At 71.4% G+C, this 22,342-nt stretch carries 18 protein-coding genes and 5 pseudogenes; 10 read left to right on the top strand and 13 right to left on the bottom strand.

Features of this window, described 5'->3' with window-relative positions:
• The first annotated feature begins 38 nt into the window (after nucleotides 1–38).
• The gene (locus tag OG823_RS08875; RefSeq protein WP_371478915.1) at nucleotides 39–2,207 is read left to right on the top strand and encodes an MMPL family transporter; all 2,169 of its coding nucleotides are present in this window, start codon (nucleotides 39–41) and stop codon (nucleotides 2,205–2,207) included.
• A gap of 225 nt (nucleotides 2,208–2,432) precedes the next feature.
• Here the strand turns inward: OG823_RS08875 and OG823_RS08870 are convergent, their stop codons facing one another.
• Nucleotides 2,433–2,600: a hypothetical protein gene (locus tag OG823_RS08870; protein WP_371478914.1), complete on the bottom strand. Its 168-nt coding sequence runs from the start codon at nucleotides 2,598–2,600 to the stop codon at nucleotides 2,433–2,435.
• 127 nt (nucleotides 2,601–2,727) lie between these two features.
• Between OG823_RS08870 and OG823_RS08865 the strand changes: the two genes are divergently transcribed.
• The 4 genes from OG823_RS08865 (at nucleotide 2,728) to OG823_RS08850 (ending at nucleotide 5,370) form a co-directional block, all read left to right on the top strand.
• A complete protein-coding gene (locus OG823_RS08865; RefSeq protein WP_371478913.1) occupies nucleotides 2,728–3,363 on the top strand; it encodes a HAMP domain-containing protein in 636 nt (211 codons plus the stop codon).
• Between the two features lie 8 nt (nucleotides 3,364–3,371).
• A complete protein-coding gene (locus OG823_RS08860) occupies nucleotides 3,372–3,857 on the top strand; it encodes a sensor histidine kinase (RefSeq protein WP_371478912.1) in 486 nt (161 codons plus the stop codon).
• 104 nt (nucleotides 3,858–3,961) lie between these two features.
• A complete protein-coding gene (locus OG823_RS08855) occupies nucleotides 3,962–4,432 on the top strand; it encodes a hypothetical protein (RefSeq protein WP_371478911.1) in 471 nt (156 codons plus the stop codon).
• Nucleotides 4,429–5,370 (top strand): FAD:protein FMN transferase, encoded by a 942-nt coding sequence (locus tag OG823_RS08850; RefSeq protein ID WP_371478910.1) that lies wholly within the window; start codon nucleotides 4,429–4,431, stop codon nucleotides 5,368–5,370. Before OG823_RS08855 ends, OG823_RS08850 begins: the two co-directional genes overlap by 4 nt.
• On the opposite strand, the gene OG823_RS08845 is transcribed toward OG823_RS08850, so the two are convergent.
• On the bottom strand, nucleotides 5,321–5,929 hold the full coding sequence (locus OG823_RS08845) for a hypothetical protein (protein ID WP_371478909.1): 609 nt from the start codon (nucleotides 5,927–5,929) through the stop codon (nucleotides 5,321–5,323). The genes OG823_RS08850 and OG823_RS08845 overlap by 50 nt on opposite strands.
• A 389-nt stretch (nucleotides 5,930–6,318) precedes the next feature.
• Nucleotides 6,319–6,556 (bottom strand): annotated as a pseudogene (locus OG823_RS08840) (hypothetical protein); the annotation flags it as partial.
• Nucleotides 6,557–6,830: 274 nt separating this feature from the next.
• Here OG823_RS08840 and OG823_RS08835 point away from each other — a divergent pair.
• The 3 genes from OG823_RS08835 (at nucleotide 6,831) to OG823_RS08825 (ending at nucleotide 9,345) form a co-directional block, all read left to right on the top strand.
• Entirely contained in the window at nucleotides 6,831–7,958 is a 1,128-nt protein-coding gene (locus OG823_RS08835) for an ABC transporter permease (protein WP_371478908.1), read from the top strand.
• Nucleotides 7,955–8,671, top strand: coding sequence for an ABC transporter ATP-binding protein (locus OG823_RS08830; protein WP_371478907.1), 717 nt, complete (start codon nucleotides 7,955–7,957; stop codon nucleotides 8,669–8,671). Before OG823_RS08835 ends, OG823_RS08830 begins: the two co-directional genes overlap by 4 nt.
• A 62-nt stretch (nucleotides 8,672–8,733) precedes the next feature.
• Complete coding sequence (locus tag OG823_RS08825; RefSeq protein WP_371478906.1) at nucleotides 8,734–9,345, top strand: TetR/AcrR family transcriptional regulator; 612 nt, start codon at nucleotides 8,734–8,736, stop codon at nucleotides 9,343–9,345.
• Between the two features lie 60 nt (nucleotides 9,346–9,405).
• Here OG823_RS08825 and OG823_RS08820 read toward each other — a convergent pair whose 3' ends face one another.
• Complete coding sequence (locus OG823_RS08820) at nucleotides 9,406–9,534, bottom strand: hypothetical protein (protein WP_371484754.1); 129 nt, start codon at nucleotides 9,532–9,534, stop codon at nucleotides 9,406–9,408.
• 268 nt (nucleotides 9,535–9,802) lie between these two features.
• Between OG823_RS08820 and OG823_RS08815 the strand changes: the two genes are divergently transcribed.
• On the top strand, nucleotides 9,803–10,198 hold the full coding sequence (locus tag OG823_RS08815; RefSeq protein ID WP_371478905.1) for a hypothetical protein: 396 nt from the start codon (nucleotides 9,803–9,805) through the stop codon (nucleotides 10,196–10,198).
• 123 nt (nucleotides 10,199–10,321) lie between these two features.
• Here OG823_RS08815 and OG823_RS08810 read toward each other — a convergent pair whose 3' ends face one another.
• The 9 genes and pseudogenes from OG823_RS08810 to OG823_RS08770 form a co-directional block, all read right to left on the bottom strand.
• Nucleotides 10,322–11,590, bottom strand: a complete 1,269-nt coding sequence (locus tag OG823_RS08810) for a threonine/serine exporter ThrE family protein (RefSeq protein WP_371478904.1) — start codon at nucleotides 11,588–11,590, stop codon at nucleotides 10,322–10,324.
• Nucleotides 11,591–11,733: 143 nt separating this feature from the next.
• Nucleotides 11,734–12,387: a MarC family protein gene (locus OG823_RS08805; RefSeq protein ID WP_371478903.1), complete on the bottom strand. Its 654-nt coding sequence runs from the start codon at nucleotides 12,385–12,387 to the stop codon at nucleotides 11,734–11,736.
• 30 nt (nucleotides 12,388–12,417) lie between these two features.
• A complete protein-coding gene (locus tag OG823_RS08800) occupies nucleotides 12,418–13,680 on the bottom strand; it encodes an arginine deiminase (protein WP_371478902.1) in 1,263 nt (420 codons plus the stop codon).
• A gap of 35 nt (nucleotides 13,681–13,715) precedes the next feature.
• Complete coding sequence (locus tag OG823_RS08795; RefSeq protein WP_371478901.1) at nucleotides 13,716–14,816, bottom strand: Vms1/Ankzf1 family peptidyl-tRNA hydrolase; 1,101 nt, start codon at nucleotides 14,814–14,816, stop codon at nucleotides 13,716–13,718.
• Nucleotides 14,817–15,281: 465 nt separating this feature from the next.
• Complete coding sequence (locus OG823_RS08790; protein WP_371484361.1) at nucleotides 15,282–15,725, bottom strand: transposase; 444 nt, start codon at nucleotides 15,723–15,725, stop codon at nucleotides 15,282–15,284.
• 215 nt (nucleotides 15,726–15,940) lie between these two features.
• Nucleotides 15,941–16,060: pseudogene (locus OG823_RS08785) on the bottom strand (transposase); the annotation flags it as partial.
• A 945-nt stretch (nucleotides 16,061–17,005) separates the two neighbouring features.
• Nucleotides 17,006–17,785 (bottom strand): annotated as a pseudogene (locus OG823_RS08780) (IS701 family transposase); the annotation flags it as partial.
• Nucleotides 17,786–17,788: 3 nt separating this feature from the next.
• Nucleotides 17,789–19,471: pseudogene (locus tag OG823_RS08775) on the bottom strand (ISAzo13 family transposase); the annotation flags it as partial.
• A 52-nt stretch (nucleotides 19,472–19,523) separates the two neighbouring features.
• Nucleotides 19,524–19,904 (bottom strand): annotated as a pseudogene (locus OG823_RS08770) (transposase); the annotation flags it as partial.
• A gap of 361 nt (nucleotides 19,905–20,265) precedes the next feature.
• Here OG823_RS08770 and OG823_RS08765 point away from each other — a divergent pair.
• Nucleotides 20,266–21,828, top strand: a complete 1,563-nt coding sequence (locus OG823_RS08765; protein WP_371478900.1) for an RICIN domain-containing protein — start codon at nucleotides 20,266–20,268, stop codon at nucleotides 21,826–21,828.
• Nucleotides 21,829–22,342 lie beyond the last annotated feature (514 nt).

The following is a 22,342-nucleotide window of genomic DNA, read 5'->3' as shown; positions in this document are numbered from 1 at the left end:
CGAGCCCGCCGGGCCGCCCTCGGAACGGAGCACCCCCCGTGAACCACCCGGACACATCCCTCGCCAAGCCCCCCACCCCGGCGCCGCCCGGTCCTCCAGGCCGTGCCGGCCTCCTGGGCCGCCTCGGCGCCTGGTCGGCCGAGCACTTCAAGGCCGTACTCGTGGGATGGCTGCTCGTCGTGGTCGCGCTCGGCGCCTTCGCCCCACAGGTCACCAGCGCCCTCTCCGGCGCCGGCTGGCAGGCCAACGGCTCCGAGTCGGTCAAGGTCCGCCAACTGGCGGAACAGCACTTCGCGGGCAACGCCTCCTCCGCCCTGCAGATCGTCGTCGCCGCCGACCGGCCGGTCACCGACCCCGCCGTCCAGCAGGTCATCGGCAAGGCCGAGGCCGTCGCGGCCGCCGACCCGCGGATCTCCACCGTCGTCCCGCCCCAGCCCGGCACCACCATCAGCCAGGATGGCCGCACCGCCATCCTGCTCACCGGCGCCAAGGCCAACCCCGACGACATGGTCCGCGCCGCCGACGACCTCAAGGGTCCGCTGAACGCCCTGTCCACCGCCGGTGTCAGCGTGCACGCCACCGGCGCCTCCGTGCTGTGGAGCGACTTCAACAAGGCCAACCACGACGCCATGATGAAGTCAGAGATCATGTCCTGGCCGGTCACCCTGGCCATCCTGGTCCTCGCCTTCGGCTCCCTGGTCGCCGCCGGACTGCCCCTGCTGCTCACCATGGCCGGCCTCGCCGCCTCCGCCGGCTCGCTGGTGCTGATCAGCCACCTCTTCCCGGTCTCGATCTGGGCGATGAACTTCGCCATGATGTTCGCCCTCGCGCTCGGCATCGACTACGCGCTCTTCCTGGTCGTCCGCTTCCGCAGCGCCCGCATGGGGCGCTCGCTGAGCAGCGCCGACGCGGTCGCGGAGACGATGGACACAGCGGGCAAGGCCGTGCTGCTCTCCGGCGCGACCGTGCTGGTCAGCCTGTCAGCCGTGATGCTCGTGCCGTCCCCGGCGTTCCGCTCGATGGCCGGCGGCATCATGCTCGCCGTCCTGTTCGTCCTCGCCGCCACCCTCACCCTGCTGCCCGCCGTCCTCGGCAAGCTCGGCCACCGCGTCGACGCCCTCGCCCTGCCCTGGGTGAAGACCGGCGAACACCGCTCACCGCGCTTCGCCGCCTGGGGCGAACGCCTGTGGAAGCACCCCTTCCGCTACGGCGCCCTGGCGCTGGCCGCCCTGATCGCCCTCGCCGCACCGGTCATCGGCCTGCGGACCGCGATGCCGTCCATCACCGTCATCCCCGACCACGACAGCGCCCGCGCCGGCTACACCGCCGTCCAGCAGGCCTTCGGCCCCGGCGCCCCCGGCACCCTGCAGATCATCACCCCCAGCGGACAGGCCGCCTCGGTCGGCGCGCAGATCGCCCACACCCCCGGCATCGCCGGCGTCATGCCCGCCCAGAGCGCCGCCGACGGCTCCGACCGGTCGATGATCCAGGCCGTCCCGACCGTCGACCCGTCCAGCCCCCAGCTCGGCTCCACCGTGCACACGCTGCGCGCCGAACTCCCGCACGACACCCTGGTCGGCGGCGCGGCCGTCGAGAACCTCGACCTGCAGCACCTGCTCACCCAGAAGACCCCGCTGGTCATCGGCGTGGTCATGGGCCTGGGCTTCCTGCTGCTGCTGATCGCGTTGCGCGCGCCGCTGATCTCCGCGCTCGGCACCGCCGCCAGCCTGCTCTCCACCGGTGCCGCGTTCGGCGTCGCCCGGCTGGTCTTCCAGGACGGCCACGGCGCCGGGCTGCTCGGCTTCAAGTCGCAGGGGTTCCTGGACGGCTGGGCGCCGGTGTTCTTCTTCGCGATGATCTTCGCCATCGCGATGGACTACACCGTCTTCCTGCTCGCCTCCGCCAAGGAGCACTACGAGCGCAGCGGTGACCCCAAGGAGGCGATGGTGGGCGCGCTCGCCCACTCCGGCCGGGTGATCTTCGCGGCGGCCGGCGTCATGGTCGCGGTCTTCTTCACCTTCGCGATCTCCGGCCCGCTGCCGCCCAAGGAGATGGGCATCGTCCTGGGCGTCGCCGTCCTCCTCGACGCCGCCCTGGTCCGCCTCGTCCTGCTCCCGGTCATCCTCCGGCTGACCGGCCGGGCCGCCTGGCGCACCCCGGCCTGGCTCGACCGGGTCCTGCCGAAGATCTCCTTCTCTCACGGCTGACCCGTCCCGCCACCGGCGCTCCTGCCATTGGCGTCGCGCGGGCCCGTTCGCACCTCGACGCGCGGCCTCCAGGGCGCAGGGGTGTGGACGGAGCCGCTGGACCGAACCTCGCATCCACGCGGCGCGCTGCCACCGCACTGCAGCGGAGCACCGGCCGGTGGCAATGGATCGGGCCGTGCCGGGGATTCCCGACACGGCCCGATCAAGTGGCGCCCGCTCGCCCGCTCAGCGGCGACCCAGCAGCTTCGCCAGGAAGCCTCCGCCCTTGCCCGCGCTCCGGTCGCAGGTACAGCGGTCGGCCTTGCGAACGCCGGCAAGCACCTGGTCGACGTGCATGCCGCACCCCGCGTAGGTGGCCTTGCCGCAGGTGCGGCACGTGGTACGTCGACACATGGCAGAACTCCTCGCGATCAAGCAGAAGAAGGACATTCCCTCCTCTTCCAATATACCCCTGGGGGTATTTTTCGGCTGTATGTCCGGCCCCTGTGCCTGTGGAGCCCCGTCATCTCACACGCCGACGGTGAGCGCCGTTCGGGCGACGGGGCCCGGCGCGCGGCGGTGTCGCGAAGCCGATGAGGGCTTCCAGAGGGGCGACGATGCGCAGCCAGCCGGTGGTCTGCTGGCCGCCGAACCGGTCGGGGACTTCCGCCAGCCGGGCGGCGCGGTCGTGCTGGCCAGGTCCACCACGCCGCTGGACACCCGGATCGCCGTCACGTGGGCGTGGATCGCGCTGATCGGCGTGGGTGGTCTTGCCGCGTCGGCCCTGGTGTCGGTGTGGCTGGCGCGGTGGGTGGGTCGCCCGCTGACGGCGCTGGACACCGCCGCGCAGCACCTGGGTGAGGGCGAGCTGGGGGAGCGGGCCGCCGTCACGGGCGGGCCGCCGGAGGTGCGCAGGCTCGCCGCCACCTTCAACACGATGGCAGCCCGCACCGAAGCGCTGATCCACGGCCACCAGGCCGTCGTCGCCGACGTCTCCCACCAGTTGCGCACACCCCTGACGGCCCTGCGCCTGCGGCTGGACCTGCTCGCCGCCGCCCCGAAGGCACTGCACCGGAGCTGCTGGCCTCGGCGCAGGAGGAGGTCGCGCGGCTCTCCCGACTGGTGGACGGCCTGCTGGCGGTCGCGCGAGTCGAGCAGGCGGTGCCCCGGCCGGTAGCGATACGGGTGGACGAGGTGGTGCAGGACCGGGTGGCCGCCTGGGAGCCGGTGGCCCTGGAACACGGCATCCATCTCGGGTCGCGGTGCCGTGCGCCCGGGCCGGTCGCACTCGGAGCCGGCCACCTGGAGCAGATCCTGGACAACCTGCTGGCCAACGCCCTGGACGCCGTGGCCGAGGGCGGAACGGTCACGATCGACAGTGACCCGGCCCGGGACACCGTACGAGTGCGGGTGGTCGACGACGGCCCCGGCATGAGTCCGAAGGCCAGGGCCGTCGCCTTCCACCGGTTCGGCAACCCGCAGGCCCGCGGCAGCGGGCTGGGCCTTGCCATCGTGCACCGGCTGGTCACCGCCAACGGCCGCACCGTCCGCCTGGAGGACACCCCCGGCGGAGGACTGACCGCCGTCCTCGACCTGCCACGGTGGCGGGAGCGGCGCAACGCCCCGACGGGTGGGCCGACGGCCGGGCCCGGGACAAGCACCTCGCCGTGATCTTTACCAGATCCGAACAACTCGTGAGCAGGACCTGGAAGGGCGTGCGCGCATCGTGGTGAGTGGATTCACCACCCGCACCCGGACCACGAGGAGCGGTCGCCATGGCCGACCCGCACACTGATTCCGAGCCCGAAGGCGGCTCTGTCCAGCGCCGCGAACACGGCATGCGCAGGGTCTCCAGCGTGACGCGGTGGACGGTCGCCGCGGCTGCCGCGGGCTCCGCCGCCCTGGGCCTGGCCTACACCCAACTGCTGCCCGGGACTTCGGCCACGCCCGCAGCCGTCCCCGCAACCGGAGGGCTGCCGGGCTCCGACCCCGCCTGCACCCAGCCGGCCCCTGCCCCGCCCGGCGCACCCACACCCGTCACACGCCGCGAGAGCGACGACGGGGACGAACGCGCGGCGGACGGTCAGGGCGAGCGCACATCGGACGACAGCGAGCAGGGCACCGCCCAAGTACAGGCGACTGCCGCCACGTGCCCCAGCGGCACCACCGCGCCCGGCCTCAATCCGCCCACCCAGCCACCCGCCCCGGCTCAGCAGGCTCCGCAGACCCGGACCGGCGCCTCATGATGAACCATGACAGCCCCGCAGCGGCCCTCTCGTTCCCGGCGCTCGGCACCACCGCCACCCTGCTGACCACCGAACACCGCGCACTGGCCGATGCCGAAACGATCCTGCTCCACGAGCTGGCCGCCATCGACGACGCATGCAGCCGGTTCCGCCCGGACTCCGAACTGAGCCGGATCAACGCACGCGCCGGCACCCCCGTCACAGTGAGCACAATGTTCGCGCAGGCTCCCACCGTCGCCCTGCGCGCCGCCGAACTGACCGACGGCGCCGTGGACCCCACCGTCGGGCGGGCCGTCCTCGCCATCGGCTACGACCGGACGTTCGCCGCCGTACGGCCCGAGGACGCCACGCCCCTGCCCGTCGCCCGCCCTGCCACCGGCTGGCACGAAGTCGCCTGGGACCCGCAGGCCCGGAGGCTGCTGCTCCCGCGCGGGACGACGCTGGACCTGGGCGCCACCGCCAAGGCCCTGGCCGCGGACCGCGCCGCCGAACGCGCGGCCCGCGCCACCGGCAGGGGCGTGCTGGTCAACCTCGGCGGCGACCTCGCCACCGCCGGTCCCGCACCGAACGGAGGCTGGCCCGTCGGAGTCTGCGACGACCACTCCTCCACCGGGCCCGGCCCGGTCGTCACCGTCACCTCCGGCGCCCTGGCCACCTCCGGCACGGGCGTGCGGACCTGGCGGCGAGCGGGCCGAACCTTGCACCACATCGTCGACCCCGCCACCGGCCGCTCCACCGCGCCCCACTGGCGAACCGTCACCGTCGCCGCCGCCAGCTGCGTGGACGCCAACACCGCCAGCACTGCCGCCATCGTGCTCGGCCCGGCGGCCACGAAATGGCTGGCCGGGACCGGCCTGCCCGCCCGGCTGGTCCACGTCGACGGCACCGTCACCCGGCTCGGCGACTGGCCCCACACCCCGACGGGAGGCCACCGGTGAACACGCGGTCAGCGGCCCCTGCAGACTGCCCGGCAGCGTCGACGGCCACGGACTGGTGGTGGAGAAGTTGCTGGTCGTCGCCGTCAGGAAGCAGTAACCCTCGATCCCGTCGCCAGGACCGGGACGGTGACCATGTTCGCCCCCGGCCCGGCACGCGGAACTGCGTACCTGCCGGAGAGCGCCGCGCGCAGCCGTTGCCCCGCTGCTCCCAGTCGCCGAAGTAGTTGCCCAGCACGTCCAGTCCGACGCCCAGGTAGCCGCGGTCCACGCCGGGGAGGAAGGCGTTGGACGGGTTGTCGTCCGGAAGCTTTTGCGCGTATCCCAGGCTTCCGCCGAAAGCGCCAGGGTGGGTGAGCGAGGTGTCGCCGTCGACGAGGAAGAAGGAGGTGCCGCCGGCGGGGTGGGCGGGTGTGGTGCTGCCGTACTGCCACTGCTCGAAGGTGACGTCCAGTCCCTCCGATGCCGGCAGCGCCTGGTTGTAGGGGACGGCGCCGGACTGGTCGGGGGAGGCGTCCGTCAGGCGCAGGTAGCCGTGGGGCGCACCGCCGTTCGGTGGCACGGGCCCGGTCTCCTGAGCGGGGCAGCCACGGAGCGGGTGGTTTCCGGGGCTCGGGGCGGGCGCCGTGGGGGCGCCGGTCAGGCACGCCGATCCGACCGCCGTGAACTGCGAGTCCGCTGTAGCGCCGGTGAAGGTCTCCTGCACCAGCGGAGTACCGACCGCACGGGGCTGGGCCGCTGCGCCCGTCGCGCCTGCCAGGCCCGCGGTGAGGACCCCGAACGCAGCGGCTGCGGCCAGCACCCGGGTCGTACGCAGCCGAAACCGCGCCGTCTTGGAAGGTCGACTCGTCATGGTGACCATAAGTAACATTAAGGGCGCTCTTCGTTGATGTGACAATTCGGGGGTTGAGCCGTCCGAGACGGTCGCGGTGCCGGTGGGGACGTGTGACAGGGGTCGGACTTCCGGTCGGCGGCGAGGTGGATCTTGCCGGTCTGTCCGCCTCTCGATCCTCCGAGGAGGGCGGCCCTCAATCGCAGCTTGCGCCGACGCCGCACGCGTCGCCGTTCCTCCCGTTCGAGGCCGGCGCCGGGGCGTCTTGTTCTTCGAGGCTGCCCCCTTTGACCTGGCCTTCTCCTCTTCGACGGCGGCCTTCTCCGGGGCGGTGTCAAGGGTGCGTCGCGCGGGCCTGCTCCGACGTCATGATCGGCAGCTCGGTGACCGGTCTTCGTGAGCGATCCGACCGGTCGGCGGATCCGGTACGACCCCCAGGTGAGGCCAGGGCGCATCCGCAGGGCCGGTAGTCCGGTCGTGGGGATCCCGGTCGGCGTACCCGGCGCAACGTACCGACGGGCGTGTCGGTAACATGCGATAAGTTACCGACATCCACGTCGTCAAGTTTAGGCAAAGTGGCGGCGTGTCCAGCTTGTCGTGCCCTCATTCCTTTCGTCATTCGGAGAGTTCTGTGTTCCTTGCCCTACGCGATCTGCGCTTCGCCCGCGGTCGCTTCGCCCTGATGGGCGCGGTGGTCGCGCTCATCGCCGTCCTCGGCGTCCTTCTGTCCGGACTCGCTTCCGGCCTGGCGGATGCCGGTATATCCGGTCTGCGCGCGCTGCCCGTGACCCACATGGCCTTCGACGAGAAGGCGACCAGCGAGCAGTTCTCCCGTTCGACCGTGGAGCAGGAGGACTGGCAGGCGTGGTCCCAGGCTCCGGGGGTGAAGAGGGCGGAGCCGTTCGGGAACACCCTGGCCAATGCCCAGGTGACCCAGGGTGCCGAGAAGGGCGCGCGGGTCAACCTCGCCGTCTTCGGCATGGCACCGGACTCCTCCCTGGCGCCCAGCCCCAGCAAGGGTGGGGGCCTGAAGGAGGGCAGTGCGGGCATCGTGATCACCCGGGAGATCGCCGACCTGGGTGTGGAGATCGGTGATGTGCTGACCGCGGACAAGAGCGAGGTTCGGCTGAAGGTCGTGGGACTGGTCGACGAGAGCGTCTCCTACGGTCACATCGGCGTCGTCTACGCCGATCTCGACACGTGGCGGCATCTGCACTACGGCCTGCCCGGCGACTTGCCCGAGGCCGCGAGCCGGCAGGCCACCGCCGTCGCCCTGACCCTGGAGCCGGGCGCCGACGTCGCTGCGGTGGAAAAGGCGACCGGGACCCTCGCCGAGACCAAGGAGGCCACGTTCGAGGCGTCGCCCGGCTACGCGGCCGAGTCGAGCACCATGGCCCTGATCAAGGGCTTCCTGTACGCCATCTCGGCCCTGGTCGTCGGCGCGTTCTTCACTGTCTGGACCGTGCAGCGTAAGCCCGAGATCGCCCTGCTGAAGGCGCTGGGCGCTCCCACCGGGTACATCCTGCGCGACGCGCTCGTCCAGGTCGTCGCCGTGCTCGTCGGCGCGACTGCCGTCGGCACCGCTGTCGGCCTGGCTCTGGGCAGCGCGATGATCGGCAAGGCTCCCTTCTCCCTCTCCGCCCCGGCCATCGCCACCTCCTCCGGCCTCCTCATCGTCCTCGGGACCGTGGGCGCCGTCGTCGCCGTCCGCCGCATCACCGCCGTCGACCCCCTGACCGCTCTGGGAGCCACCCGATGACCACACCCGCCACCAACCACCGCACTGCCGCGAACACCGCAGACTCCGGCGGACTGCGCCTGGACGACGTCACCCTCACCCTCGGGGACGGCGATACCGCCGTCACCGCCCTCGGCCACGTCGGCCTGAGCGTCGCCCCCGGTGAGTTCGTCGCCGTTGTCGGCCCCTCCGGGTCGGGGAAGTCCAGCCTCCTCGCCGTCGCCGGCGGCCTCCAGCGGCCGACCTCGGGCACCGTGCACATCGCCGGTACCGAGCTGAGCGCCCTTTCGGACAAGGAACGCACGGCCGCCCGCCGTCGCCACATCGGCTTCGTCTTCCAGCAGTCGAACCTGCTGGCCTCCCTCACCGTCAGGGAGCAGATCCTGCTGCCCCTGCACATCGACGGCCGCCTCGACGCTGCGGCCCGGGTCCGCGCCGACGAGCTCATCGAAGCGGTCGGACTGACGCACCGCGCTGGTTCCCGTCCGCACCAGCTCTCCGGCGGTGAGCGCCAGCGCGCGGGCTTGGCCCGCGCGCTGATGACTTCCCCCGCGGTCCTGCTGGTGGACGAACCCACCTCGGCGCTGGACCGGGTGCGGTCCGCCGAGGCGGTGCGGCTGATCGCGGAGCAGACCCATGAGCGTGGCACGGCCACGGTCATGGTTACCCACGACACGGCGATAATGGATGCTGCCGACCGGGTGTACGAGATGGTCGACGGCCGCCTGTCCTGACGGGGGTCGCCAACCGGCGTCTCGCTCCCGACCCCGTCCGTCCCTCCAGGAGCCCGCCTCGCATGCCGAAGATCAACGCCTCCACCGTCGCCGAGCACCGCGCCCAGCAACGCGAGGCGCTGATCGGGGCGGCGATCGACATCCTGGTCAACGAGGGCGCCGCCGCCGTCACACCGGCGGCGGTCGGCGCCCGCGCGGGCCTGGCCCGCTCCAGCGTCTACCAGTACTTCGACTCCTCGGCGGCCCTCCTGGCCACCATCACGGAGGAAGCCTTCCGGCGCTCCAACGAGGCACTCACCCGCGCCATGGCCACCGCGAACGGCCCGCTGGAACGCGTCGAGGCGTTCTTCGGGGAAAGCCTCCGCCTCGGCGCCGAGGGCGCACACCGGCCCGCTGTCGCCCTCATGAACGCCGGCCTTCCTCCGGCCTGCCAGCAGCGGCTGATGGAACTCCACCTGGAACAGGTCGAACCGTTCCGCGCCGCCGTCCGGGAGCTCGGCGCTCCCGAGCCCGCGCTCACGGCCGACCTGATCGCCGGAATGCTGCACACCGCCCTGGCCGCCGTCGAGAACGGCACCCCTCTCGATACGGTCACACAGCGCACCCTCGCCCTCGTGCGCCGCTGCCTCACCCCGGCCGACGGCACGGCTCGCCTGTCGCGAGCAGGGCACTGACGCCCTCGTCACCGCCGAAGCACCTCGGCCGACCTCGGCCCGGCACGCCTTTGCCGGTGCCTACTCGCTGTCGGCCACGTTCTTGTCGCGCAGGAGCCGCAGGCCGCCGGGCGGGTTGGGGAGTTGGAAGGAGCACCGGCCCAGCATGTTGACGTGGTGCCGCACGGACGGGGGAGAGGCGGGCGACATCCTCGTCCCGGACCTCGTGGCCGTCGGCCGGGGCACGTCAGCTGATCACCGCCGCCATAGCCACTCTCGGGTGACGCCGCGCAAGATGCCGCAACGTCGTTGAGGGGCCGGCCGCGCACCCCATGGCCCGCCCACCGGCCACGGCCGCGCCTCGAGCCGCTGGAGCCGGCGGGCGCCAGGTGCCTGGTAACGGCGGCCGTCGAGACCCCGGCCCGGCCCCCGGTCGCCGACGTGCTTTGGGCGCGGCAGGGTCCTGGCCGTCCTCGGCGTGCTGAGGATCGCCTCGACCAATCAGGTCTGGAAGCGCGCCGCACCGCACCACAAACGCTCGAACAAGGCCTACGAGGCGCTGCGGGACCTGCTGGAGAACAAGCTGGTCGAGAAGTGCGGCACCACCAGCGCCCGGCCCGGGCGCTGCCGCACCCGCCGGCGGCAAACGGGCCGGCGACGGGGAGGCGATCTGGGGTCGGGGCTGTGCGACCTGGACCGCGACAGGCTGATCGAGAAGTGCGGCATCGCCTCTGGCGTCCCGAAACAGCCGGCGGCCCCGGCCGGCGACGCGGACGCCGGCTCCGCGCCGGGAAGCGAGGCGCTGCTCGGCCGCGGCGCAGGTGGGTCCGGCCGCCGGGGGCGGGGCGCAATTCGGCGTCGCGCTGGTCGATGAGGTCGGTGAGTCGGTGGCCAAGAGCGGGGAGCGGACGACGCGGTCGGTTGCCGGGGCTGGTGGACTTGTTCGCCGAGCACGGCGACACTCCGGTGGAGCCGAGTCCCGTGGGGGTGCGTCAGTTCAGTATCCGTGGGTGCGTTCGGCGGCCTGGCGGCCGAGGGCCGGGACGCGGCGTAGTTGGCGGGTGATTTCGCCGCCGATGCTGACGCCGAGGGCGAGGGCGAGGGCGAGGGCGGCGGCGCGGCTGAGGTCGCCGAGGCCGTCGGCGGGGCGGCCTTGGATGAAGGCGAGGACGCCGGTGTAGGTGAGGGAGCCGGGCAGCAGGGGGCCGAGGGCGGCGCTGATGTGGGGGAGGGGCTGAAGCCGCTGTTGGCGGGAGGCGGTGTGGGCGAACAGCGCGGCGGTCGCCGCGGCGATGCCGGTCGCGGCGATCGGGCTCATGTCGCCTTGCCGGGTGAGGACACCGAAGACGCTCCAGGCGGCGGCGCCGTTGAGGGTGGCGAACAGCAGGGTGTGGCGGGGGGTCTGGAGCAGAACGGCGAGGGCGAGGGACAGTCCCCCGGCGGCGATGAGTTGCAAGGCGGGGGCGGAGCTGCGTTCCAAGGGGTCTTCGGGGCGCAGGGTGGCGCCGAGGAGTTCACCGACGGGCAGGACGGCCAGGACGCCGAGGATGACTCCGGTGATGAGGTAGAGCAGTTCGACGAGGCGGGCGGCGGCGGTGAGATAGAAGCTGGTGAGGCCGTCCTGGACGGCGGCGACCAGCGCCCGGCCCGGTAGGAGGGCGAACAGTCCGCCGGTGATGACCTGGGAGCCGCGCAGTCCGGCTCCGGCCAGTGCCAGTACGACGCCCATCGCGGAGGCAGGGGCGGCGGCGACGGCGTACTGGTAGAACTCCGGTACGCCGCGGTCGTGGAAGGTGGCGGCGAGGCGGTCGCCGATGGAGGAGGCGACGAAGGCGGCGCAGAACGTGAGGGCGGCCTTGGCGTCGGCGCTGCCGCCGACCAGGAGGGTCGCGCTGGCGGCGAGGGTGCCGGCGACCAGGGAGAGCGGCCGGCTCGGGTAGGGTGCGGCGCGCCGGCGGATCGCGGTGAGCCGGCGGCGCGCCGCCTCCAGGTCGAGACGGTCCTCGGCGACCTGTGTGACGAGGGTGTAGGTGGCCGAGAGGCGGGTGTAGTTGGACGCGCGTCGCCACACCGTGCGGTCGAGGATCATCGCTCCGGCGTCGGGTGAGGCGCGGTGGCTGATGGAGATCATGGTGAAGGTGACCTGTGGCTCGCATCCGGCCAGGCCGTAGGCGCGGGCGACGGTGAGCATCGCCGCTTCCACGTCCTCGGTGCCCTGGCCGTCGGCGAGCAGCAGTTCGCCGACGTCCAGGGCCAGTCCCAGCACCCGGGCCCTGCGCCGCTCCTCGCCTTGCGGGCGGCGCGCCGCGCGCTGGCCGGTTCGCCGCCGCAGGGCCTGTGCGGTAGGCGCCGGGCGCGGCGCCCGGCTTCGGGGCCGGGCACGCCGCCCGGGGCGTGGAGGGCTGGCAGTCACAGCGCGTTCAGGACCTCGTCGACCATGCGGGTGCCGCCGCTGGCGATCAGGGTGACGGCGATGGCGGTGAGCAGGATGCCGGCGACCCGGTCCAGCAGGGCGGCCACGCTGGGGGAGACCCTGCGCACCACGTGGCCGGACAGGTAGAGGGTGATGCCGGTGACCGCGGCGTAGGCAAGTCCCGCCACGGTCATGGCGATGCCGGCCTTCCACCCGTCAACGTCGGCGCGGTAGGCGACGAAGAACCCGAACGTGGTGCCGCCGAAGGTGAGGGGGAAGGTGAGCGGCGTGAACACGATGGAGCGCCACGGCGGCTTCGGGCCCCGGCCGGCCGCCTCGCCCGGGGCCGGCGGCGGGTTGGCGGAGCCGGTCATCATCGGCACCGCCGCCAGGATCAGCGCGATACCTCCGGTGGCCGACAGCGCCGCGGTGCTGATGCCGAGCAGTTCCAGCAGCGGCTCGCCCACCCACAGGGCCAGCAGCATCAGCACGGTGACGTTGCGGAACAGGCCGAAGGAGAGCTTCAGCTGCTCCTTGGGGCTGTAGCCGTCCATGTAGGGCAGGTAGGAGGACAGCGCGGCGATCGGGCTGTAGAGGGCGAACAGGGCGAGGAACAGCAGCAGGGCGTGGCCCCAGTGGAACTCCGACACGGGGATCTCTCCTCGGCGCGCGGACGCGCGTCAGTAGTCGACGGCGTCGCGGACGATGGGGCAGGTCATGCAGTGTCCGCCGCCGCGGCCGCGGCCCAGTTCGGCGCCCACGATGGTGATCACCTCGACGCCGGCCTTGCGCAGCAGGGTGTTGGTGGTGGTGTTGCGGTCGTAGGTGAAGACCACGCCGGGCTCCACGGCCACCGCGTTGTTGCCGCTGTCCCACTGCTGGCGCTCGGAGGTGTAGACGTCGCCGCCGGTCTCGATGACCCGCAGGCCCCCGCTCAGGTTCAGCGCCTTGGCGACGACGTCGGTGAACGCCGCGCTGCCCTCGTCGGTGACCTCCACACCCGGCGCCTTGTCACTGGGGCGCAGGGAGAAGGTGTGCACCGCGTTCATGATCGCGGGATGCTGGGTGACGATGTCGCGGTCGGCGAAGGTGAACACCGTGTCCAGGTGCATGGCGGAGCGCAGTTTGGGCATGCCGGCGACGACGACGTGCTCGGCCGCCCCTTGGGCGAACAGCGCGGCGGCGACCTGGGTGATCGCCTGGCGGGAGGTGCGCTCGCTCATGCCCATCAGGACGACGCCGCCCCCGACGGGCATGATGTCGCCGCCCTCGAACGTCGCCTGGCCCCACTGCTGCTCGGGGTCGCCCCACCAGACGGTCGAGCCGGCGTAGTCGGGGTGGAAGGTGTAGATCGCCTTCATGAGCAGGGTCTCGTCGTGGCGGGCGGGCCAGTACAGCGGGTTGAGGGTGAGCCCGCCGTACAGCCAGCAGGTGGTGTCCCGGGTGTAGAGGGTGTTGGGCAGCGGCGGCATCAGGTACTCGCGCACACCGGAGGACTCCTGCGCCAGGGCGACGTAGCCGGAGCGGAAGTCCTCCGGCAGGTCGCTGGTGGCGAGCCCGCCGATCAGGAACTCGGCGAGCTCGCGCGGAGCCAGCGTCTCCAGGTAGCCGCGGGTGCCGTCGACCAGGCCGACGCCGACCTCGTTGGCGTTGATCTTCCGCTCCAGCAGCCAGTCCCTCGCCCCGGCCACGGCCATCGTCTGCGCGAGCAGGTCGTGCAGCTCCACCACCTCGACCCCGCGGGTGCGGAGCTTGTTGACGAAGTCCGCGTGGTCGCGCTGCGCGTTCTCCACCCACATCACGTCGTCGAACAGCAGATCGTCCGAATTGGTCGGAGTCAGGCGGCGGTGCGCCAGACCCGGTGCGCACACCAGGACCTTGCGCAGCCGGCCGACCTCGGAGTGCACACCGTGCCCGGAAGCCGCACCGGTGGTGTCGGTCATGAAGGTCCTCGATTCTCGTTCGGGCGGTGGGGCTGCTACGGGGCGGTGAAGCGCAGGACGGCCGCGACGTCGTCGTCGGCGATGCCTGCGGGGATCTCGCAGAAGGAGGCGCCGCCCATGGTGGCGGCGCGCAGCAGCAGAGCCCCTGCGGGGGCCTCGACCGCGGCGGCGGCGCCGTCCAAGGCCTCGGGGGCGCTGGCGACCAGCAGCGGGTGCGCGCCGGAGGACCACTTGAGCGGGTCCCCCGCCCGGTCCTCGCCGAGCAGCAGGGTGGCGACCCGGCCCTCTCCCAGCGCGGTACTGACGGCCGGGATCCCGTGCACGGCCAAGCCCTGCGCCCGGGCGCTCTCGAACTCGGCCACGGCCGCCGCGTGACTGCGCTCCGATGCCGCCTGCAACGCCTTGTCGACGGCGGCCCGCAGCACGCCTTGGGCGTCCTCGCCGCCGCGACCGCCCGGGACCTCGACCACCTCCACGCCGTGCCGTCGGGCGGTGAGCTGCTCGCGCAGGATCGCGGTCGCCTTCGGGTCACCGCCCACGAGGACCAGGGCGGCGCCGACCGCCTCGCAGGCCTCGTCGATCTCGGCGGCGACGCCGGCGGCGTTCTTCGTCCACACGTTGACGGTGCGGCGGTGGTAGGAGGCCATGCTCTCGCCGCCGGCCCGCACCCGGGTGATGTGCAGGGTGCTGCCGCTGAAGGTGCGGCTGGTGGCCGGGTCGGTGGCGCCGGCGGGGAAGGCGTCGATGTCCGCGCCCTCCCGGTCGAGAGCGACCATCACGTACGGCAGCTGGTGGTCCAGGTCGAGGACGGTCTCCAGCGGGTCGGCGAGCGGCGCGAGCACGGCGCGGTTGCGCGTCGGCGGACGGGACAGGGTGAAGGCGCCGAGCAGGCGCCCGCCGGCGGCGAACAGCGACTCGCCCTGCGGGCCCACGAGGTGCGGCGATCCACCGACCTTCTCGTCGAGCACGACGAGCGTCCGCTCGTCGGCGCCCCGCTGTTCGAGGTCGCGGCGCAGGGCGCGCCAGCCGACCTCCAGTCGGTGGTCGGCGTCCTGGTCCTCGCGGCTGGTGTCGATGTGCACCGAGACGACGGGATCCGACGCGGTGTAGAGCGGGCGGAGCAGCGTGAGATCCACGGGACCCTCCAGAGACGAGGCGACACCCTCATGACGGACATGAAGACATTTTGTGACTTTGATGGATAAATGTCGCATATGTCGCACCGGTCTGCTCGAAAGGCCACGTAGGTCCGACCGCCGATCCACCCGCTCTACGGTGGCGGAAGCTGCGGGAAGTACCCTCCCTTCTGCCACGCCAGGGCCGCCCACCGGGCCGACTGCGGCACTGGCTCCAGCGGAGCGAGGCGTTCGAGCGCAGGGGAACGTCAAGGGTCTGAGGCCGGTTCCAATGCAGGCCCGCGGTGAACGCCGGGCGCTCACCGCACCCGGGCCTGCAGGGGGAGGAGAGCACCGGCCGACCCCTCCATGGCCCTGCCCGACCGGCTCGGAACAGGATGACACCGCGCGCAGTTGGGCCTCTCCTGCTGCCGACGTCGAACTTTGCGCCGCGCTGTGACTCTGTTGCTCTATTCGGGTCGAGGATCAGGCCGCGAGTTGGTGGGCGAGTCGGGTGAGTCGGCTGGTCCGGGGGCGTCGGGGGCCTTCGGACCAGTGGGCGTCGAGGCGGATGACGTTGATCGCTGCGGCCGAGTAGGCGTGCTGCAGGCTGACCTTGGGCAGGCCGCGGTAGCGGGCCCGGCGCAACCCGGTGACGTCCAGGGCCTGGTTGATGATGCCCTCGACACCGGCGCGGAGGGCGTACTTGGCTTGCCAGGTGTCGGTGTTCCGCTCGGCGCGGGCGGCGGTGACGGTCTCGTGCAGCTCGCGGGGCCGCAGGGTGAGCATGCGGTTGCCTCGTGCCGCGGTGGTGCACTTGTCGCGGGACGGGCAGGAGCCGCAGTCGGAGCGGGCGAACTCGATCACGATGGCGTCGTGGCCGTGCTGCTGGACGGGATTGGAGCCGGTGGAAGTGTTACGGGGCTTCAGACGCTGGTTCCTCGCGTACGGCGTCTCGTCTTGCTTGCCGGACCCGCACCGTCTGGCAGTGCCGATGCGTTCCGTCGTTGTCGGGGCTGCTTGCCGCCCGCCCGCGCGTCTCCGCGGTCAGGCTGCCCCCAGCTTCGCTAATCTGCTGCGACAGACCAGCGGCAAGGGTCTCTCACCCTTGCCCGGAGTGATGGCGCCTCGTGGCGCAGGACCGCGTACTTCCAGTCGATCGCCCGGGCCACCATCCCGGCCGCTTGGCGGTCGGTCAGGTTCTCGGCGAACTGCAGCACCGTGACCAGCGCCAGCATCCCCGGTGGCAGGCCCGGCGCCCCGCGCACCCCGAACGCGGACGCGAACGGCTCGTCCGCGAAGACCTCCGCCAGCCTCTCCCGCACCCGCATCGCCAGCGTCCCCTTCGGGAACGCCGCCGCCGCGACCAGCGCCGTCTGCTCCGGGACCTCCGGCAGCCCCACCGCCCTCATCGACACCCGCACCACCCCCGCGACCGCCTGCCCACGAGACAACCGCAAGAGCGATCATGCCGCAGTCAGCGATCCACGACCGAATAGAGCAACAGAGTCCAGCAGGTAGTGGGCCCTCTTTTCCTCTACCAGGAAGCGGACGTGGCCGCGCTGCGTGTGCAAGGCGTCGGCCGTGACGGTGTGAGCTTTGCCCAAGCCGGGTAGTTAGCGTTTCCGCAGGTCACGCAAGGCGGCGGTGCCCGTTGGGGCGGCTGCCGTGTAACGGCCCGTGCGAACTTTCCTGATCAGCCCTCTTTCGGTCCAGCGGGCGAGTTGTCGATAGGTGGCGACCAGGGTGACGTCGCCGAGGAGCTCGGCGATCTCTCTGGCCCTCCACTGCCTGTCGGGCTCTGCCTGGAGGATCCCGAGGACGCGGGGCATGCGGTTGCCGGTCTGGCCGGGGCCGACGTAGTCAGGGACCGTGGTGGCCGGCAGCGCGGGCCGAGGGGGCGGGGGTTGCAGGAGAGCGGTCGTTACGGAGGCCACGGTCCGACTCCCGTCGGGGCGGCCGTCCATCTTCCTTTCCGCGTAGCGCGAGATGGGCGATTTCACCTTCCGGGTCTTAGTACTGCAACGGTGCTTACCGTGACGAGGCTTCAGCTCTTGGGCTGTGGCCTCGTCGCTTGTAGTGGCTGGTGCGGGCCTGGTGCTGGCGTCGGCGGCGCCGTCGGGACCAGTGCAGGACGTGGTCGATGCTGCGGCGGACGGGCCGGGTGAGGTGGGTGACCAGCCGGCGGATCTCGGGGACGGTCAGGGGTATCAGGTCTGGCGTTCGAGCAGGTCGTGCCCCTTTTCAAGGTGCTGGGCCCGTAGGACGGTGAGGTAGGCGTGCGCGGCCATGGCGAGGGTGATGTGCCGGTACCAGCCCTGGTGGCGGCGGACCTGGTAGTCGTCCAGGCCGCACTGGCCCTTCGCGGTCTGGAAGCACTCCTCGATCGCCCAGCGGGCGCCCGCGACGGCGATCAGCTCGTTCAGGGTGGCATCGGCGGGCGCGTAGGCGATGTAGTAGGAGATCCTTGTGGGATCGGTGATGCTGCGGCGGGCCAGAACCCAGTGCCTGCGGTCGGGGCGGTGCCAGGGCCGGACCTCGACGCGAGCCCAGTCGTAGACCCGCAGACCGTGCGCGCCGTCGCCGCAGGAGCGGCGCTTCCACTTCTGCCGCGGCAGGTCGGCCATCAGGTCGTGGAGCCGGTGGTCCATGGCCTGCCGGGTAACGACGGTGTCGTGTCGGGTGGTGGCCACGACGTGGAAGACGTCGGCCTGCTCGAGCTCGTAGCGCCAGCTCTTGCTGTAGCCGTAGCCGGCGTCCGCGGTCACCCAGCGGAACGGGATCCCGTCGTCGATCGCGCGGCGGATCATCTGCCGGGCGAGCTGGACCTTGGTGGCGAACTCGATGTCGTCGTCGATCCCGGCACCCCGGCAGCGCTCACGGTCGTCCGTCCAGGACTTCGGCAGGTAGAGCGTTCGGTCGATCAGCGTCCGGCCCCGCTCGCCCGCATAGGCGAGGAACACCCCGACCTGGCAGTTCTCGGTACGGCCCGGGGCCTGTAATTGAATAACTGTCAGCTACGGGCCTTCGGTGGGAGTGGCTCGGGTGTGTAGCTGTTCCAATGTGCGGGCGGGCGGCCCGGGTATGGGTGTGACGAGGACCCGATGCAGGTCCAGGAGTCGCTTTCCGTCCTGGTACTGGATGGACAGGTTGGTGCGGTTGACGCCCAGCAATTGGGCCAGGAATGTAATGGTCACCGCTCTGCGGCGGCGCAGGATTGCTGCCAGGAGCCGGTGGCGGTGGTCCACGCTGCTGATCTGTGGGTGGAGGTAGCTGCGTGGGCGGTGGAAGCGCCGCTGGAATGCCGCCTCGGCCATGGCGTCCCAATAAGGTTCCGAGACTGCGACCAGATGTTCGAAGGCGGTCCGTGACATGCCGGTCAGGGCCGGATCGGTGAGCATCGTGGTCAGGCCGGGGTCGATCCGGCGAGTGCTTGCCGGCGCGTCTGGCGTTCGCGGTGGAACGGGAGCCAGCGTGTAGTTCCAGTCCCCGTGGAAGGCGTTCGGTGTGATTGGCAGGGCGTGGAACTCGGCGGGCGTGACGCTGATGCCCAGGTCGTAGCTGCCTGTGTCCAGTTCGGCCCCGATGGTCAGGCCGGTCTTGGTGGTTGTGGCGGCGATGGTCTCGATGACGAGCGGGTAGCTGGTCAGAGGTCGCCCCCGCCAGTTCGCGGTGATGTGACAGAACATCCGATGCTCGATCTTGTTCCACTTCGAAGTTCCGGGCGGTAGGTGGCAGACGGAGATCTCCAGGCCGCTCTCCCGCGCGAAGGCGGCCAGGTTGTACTTCCAGGTCCAGCGGCGGGGGTCGTTGGAGCCGCCGGAGTCGGCGGTGATCAGGAGCCGGGTGGCATGCGGGTGGTCCGCCTGTCCGCGGTGCTGCCACCAGCGGCGGATGGACTCCACCGCGAACTGGGCGGTGTCGTGGTCGGTGCCGACGTTGACCCATCCGGAGTTGTTGGCGATGTCGTAGATCCCGTAGGGGATCGCCATCGGCTGGTCGTTGGTGGTGAACGTGTGGCAGTCCACCTTGATCGCGTCTTTGCCTGGCCGCCAGGTGCGACCGGGCCGGTCGCGGTTGCCGAGCCATTCCTTGGCCTTGGTGTCGACGCTGATCACCGGTTGGGTGTCGTTGAGGAAAGCGGTGGCGGTGGCATTGAGGTGGGCGAACTGGGCATCGCGGTCCGGATGGCTGATGCCCTCCGTCGTCTTCGCGGTTCCCTGCAGGCTGTAGCCCAGGGTGTGCAGCAGGCGCCCGAGGGTTGACGCGCTGACGGGGTGGCCCTGTGCGGTGAGGGCCGAGGCCAGGGACCGCAAGGACAGCGTGGTCCAGCGCAGCGGGGAGACGGGATCGCCTCGGGTGTGCGGTTCTAGCAGCGACTCCAGCGCGCGCAGCAGACCGGGGTCGGTGTCTGTCAGCCGCTTGCGGCCGGCACCTGGAGCCCGGATTCGTAGGGTCGGCGCTGAGCAGCCGGCCAACTCGGCGATACCTCGCGAGATGGTGGCGGTGCTGGTGCCGGAGGCCTCGGCGACGCGGGCGATCCCGCCGTGGCCGATGGCGGTGGCCTCACTGGCCAGGTACAGCCGACGGCGGCGCTCGTCGAAGTGCGGCAGGATCTGGTCAAACTTGGCCCGCAGTGCACGGGCGGCGATGCGGCCTGACTGGCACAGGGTCATATTGCAGACTCTCACCAACTCCCGTCCACCGTGCACTTATTGACGCACAGGCCCCCGCAGTGCCGGAGTACTGCCTTTGGACACCGGCCGACCGCACGCCCTTCTTCAGGAACCCTGTGTCGTCCACGATCAGCACGCCACCCGGGTCGGCCAGGTGCTCGACGACGTACTGGCGCACGTCGTCGAGCACCCCGTCCGCGTCCCAGTCGATCCGGTTCAGCAGCCGCTGGATCCGGTCCGGTCCTGCGTGGCCGGCTTCCTCGGCCACCGTCCAGGCGTTCTTGCGCTCCAACGGCGCCAGCAGCCCTCGCGTGTACGCCAGCGCCGACTCACGCGGCTCACTCCGCGCGAATCGGTGAGCAAAACGCTCATGCAACCCAGCAAGCCCGTCCGACCAGCGACGAGCATCCACCTCGGATATATCCCCACCCATGAACAGTCCAACGAGCGAACTCAACAGCAGTCACGGTAAGCACCGTTGCAGTACTAGGCGGAGCGCTCGGGCGCGCGCTGCGGCCAGCTGGTCCTGCGGGGCGAGGCGGCGTGAAGGTGCCGAGGCCGGCACAGGGCGCACGGCTGGCGCAGGCATGCGCCGAGCGTACATGCCAACCGCATAACCGATGGCTGTGACCCTGTGCGCCTCTGGTGCGCGGCGTGGCACTGAACCGACGATGGCTGACGGCCCGGACGGCCCGTCACGGGGCGGAGCGTCACGGGCCGGGCCGGGGAACACCCGGCCTCCCCGCGCCAGGTCTGCCGGTCGGCGGGTCCGGGCGCCTTCTGGAAGGACGTCCATGTTACGCAGGTCCACCGCCCTGCTCCGCCTGCTGATACCGGCGGCGCTGCTCGCCGCAGGCGTCATCGTGCCGCTCTCGGCAGGCACCGCCTCCGCCGCGAGCCCCATCTGTCTGAGGGGCAACCTTCAGTTCGACTACCAGTCTGCGGAGGCGGGTACCGCCAAGCCGACTCTGACCCGGGCCGCCCGCAACGCCTCGGTCGAGCTCTGGGGCCGGGAGACGCCGGCCGACACCGAACACAAGCTGAACACCGACACCCAGCTGACCGGCGCGGCCGACGGCTCGTTCAACCTCTGCTACACCCCGGTCACCACCCCCGTGATGTACCAAATGTTCTTCCGCTTCGCCGCTCGCAACAACCAGGTGTGGAAGGTCGCCAACTCCAGCGGTACGGTCTACACCTTCGACACGCCGACGCTGTTGAACGTATCGTCGAGCGGCTCTGTCGGGAGCGTCAAACCGGCGGCCGACGCCCGCGCCTGGCACGCCTTCGACACCGTCAACCTGCTCTGGTCGCGCCGGGCCAACTCGACGACGCCGTGCTGGACGACCGCCGAGGCGAACGCCGCGACCTGCACCACGCTGACGCTGCGCTGGCAGAGCGGGTCCTTCGACGGGCCGTACTACGACCTGTCGAACACCGTGCACCTGGCCGACACCGACCCGGACTCCGAGCACACCGTGCTGCACGAAGTGGGCCACTTCTTCCAGAACCGCCTGTACAACAGCACGTTCCCGACCGTCACCAACTGCAGCCCGCACTTCATCCCGTACGCGTCGTCCGCCACCTGCGCCTGGACCGAGGGCTTCGGCGATTCAGTGGCCGCCTACCTGCTGGGCGACCAGCGCTACGTGTTCCCTGACGGCTCGTCCGAGTCGTTCACCGTCGGCGCGAACTGGCAGACCGGCGACCAGGTGCAGGGCAACGTGGACGGCGCGCTGCTCCAGCTGTGGAACCAGGTGGACGGCAGTTGGGACCGCACCATCACCGGCCTGGCCTCGCACACGCCCGCGACCTTCGCCGACTGGTTCAAGAACGTCCGCCCCACGGCCGTGCCGCCGTTGTCCACCACCGGCGCCGCGCTGACCGCGCTCGACACACACCTGATCAACTACGGCCCCACGATCGTCGGTGACAACGCTTACCACGCGCTCAGCAACGGCGGTGGCGTCGCCCTCCAGCGCACCGGGGGCTGCAGTGTTTCCCTCTCGACGGTGGCGCAGTTCGCCGCGCTGGACACCTCCCGGGCCTCGCAGCGCTGGAAGTTCACCTCCAACGGCGACGGCACCGTGCGGGTCGCCGACAGCTGCGCGATCCCGCTCTACCTGACCGCGCCGGCCACCGCCGGCGGCCAGGTCACCCTGCAGGCCGTCTACCTCGGCACGCCCAACCAGCACTGGACGGTCACGCAGAACGCCGCCGGCACCTACACCCTGACCAACGCGGCCGCCAGCCTCGTCCTGGACGGCAACGCGACCGCAGGCCAGGCGGTCACCGCCAACACCGCTTCCGCCGGCTCGGCCAGCCAGAACTGGGCGTCGGTCTTCTCCATCTCCTGACACCGGCCGAACTCCGGATCCCGAGGTAGGGCGGTCAGCAGCCGCCCTACCTGCGGGTGGTGTGCTTGATCGGCTGCGATGCGCAACGACGGCCTTCGACGTTTGCTCTCGGAGGCCGTCGTCCTGCCGTTGGAGGTCCAGGTGTCGATGCCTGCGGGGCAGCCGAGCGAGATTGCGTGCGAGACGGTGCGGGGGCGCGGGCAGGATGTCCCAGGCCTGTGCCCTGGGACATCGACCGCCCGTTCTCCCAGGTGGGGAGGTCGCGCTGCGGGCCGACGTCACGGATCACGAACCGGGCCGTCACGATCCTCCCGGACGGCCGGCCCGGTCAGCTCTCGTACATCTCCCCGCCGAGGATGGATCGGGCCGGCTGCTCGACGATGTCCCGCCGCGTCACTTCAGGAATTCGGACGTTGACGGGGGTTTTCCGGACGCGTCCGCCACTTCCCGCCGCAGCGGTGGTCCTGGTCGACGACGGTGGTCCTGATACCCCGTCAGTTCACGGTGATCTTTT

The sequence above is a fragment of the Kitasatospora sp. NBC_00315 genome (assembly GCF_041435095.1).
Taxonomy (GTDB): Bacteria; Actinomycetota; Actinomycetes; order Streptomycetales; family Streptomycetaceae; genus Kitasatospora.
This window is presented reverse-complemented; position numbering and strand designations above follow the sequence as displayed.

Bases quoted from the DNA above. Each gene is read 5' to 3' on its own strand.
- OG823_RS08870 (WP_371478914.1), bottom strand. From the start codon at position 2,600: ATGTGTCGACGTACCACGTGCCGCACCTGCGGCAAGGCCACCTACGCG.
- OG823_RS08855 (WP_371478911.1), top strand. From the start codon at position 3,962: ATGGCCGACCCGCACACTGATTCCGAGCCCGAAGGCGGCTCTGTCCAG.
- OG823_RS08850 (WP_371478910.1), top strand. From the start codon at position 4,429: ATGATGAACCATGACAGCCCCGCAGCGGCCCTCTCGTTCCCGGCGCTC.
- OG823_RS08830 (WP_371478907.1), top strand. From the start codon at position 7,955: ATGACCACACCCGCCACCAACCACCGCACTGCCGCGAACACCGCAGAC.
- OG823_RS08825 (WP_371478906.1), top strand. From the start codon at position 8,734: ATGCCGAAGATCAACGCCTCCACCGTCGCCGAGCACCGCGCCCAGCAA.
- OG823_RS08820 (WP_371484754.1), bottom strand. From the start codon at position 9,534: ATGTCGCCCGCCTCTCCCCCGTCCGTGCGGCACCACGTCAACATGCTG.
- OG823_RS08800 (WP_371478902.1), bottom strand. From the start codon at position 13,680: ATGACCGACACCACCGGTGCGGCTTCCGGGCACGGTGTGCACTCCGAG.
- OG823_RS08765 (WP_371478900.1), top strand. From the start codon at position 20,266: ATGTTACGCAGGTCCACCGCCCTGCTCCGCCTGCTGATACCGGCGGCG.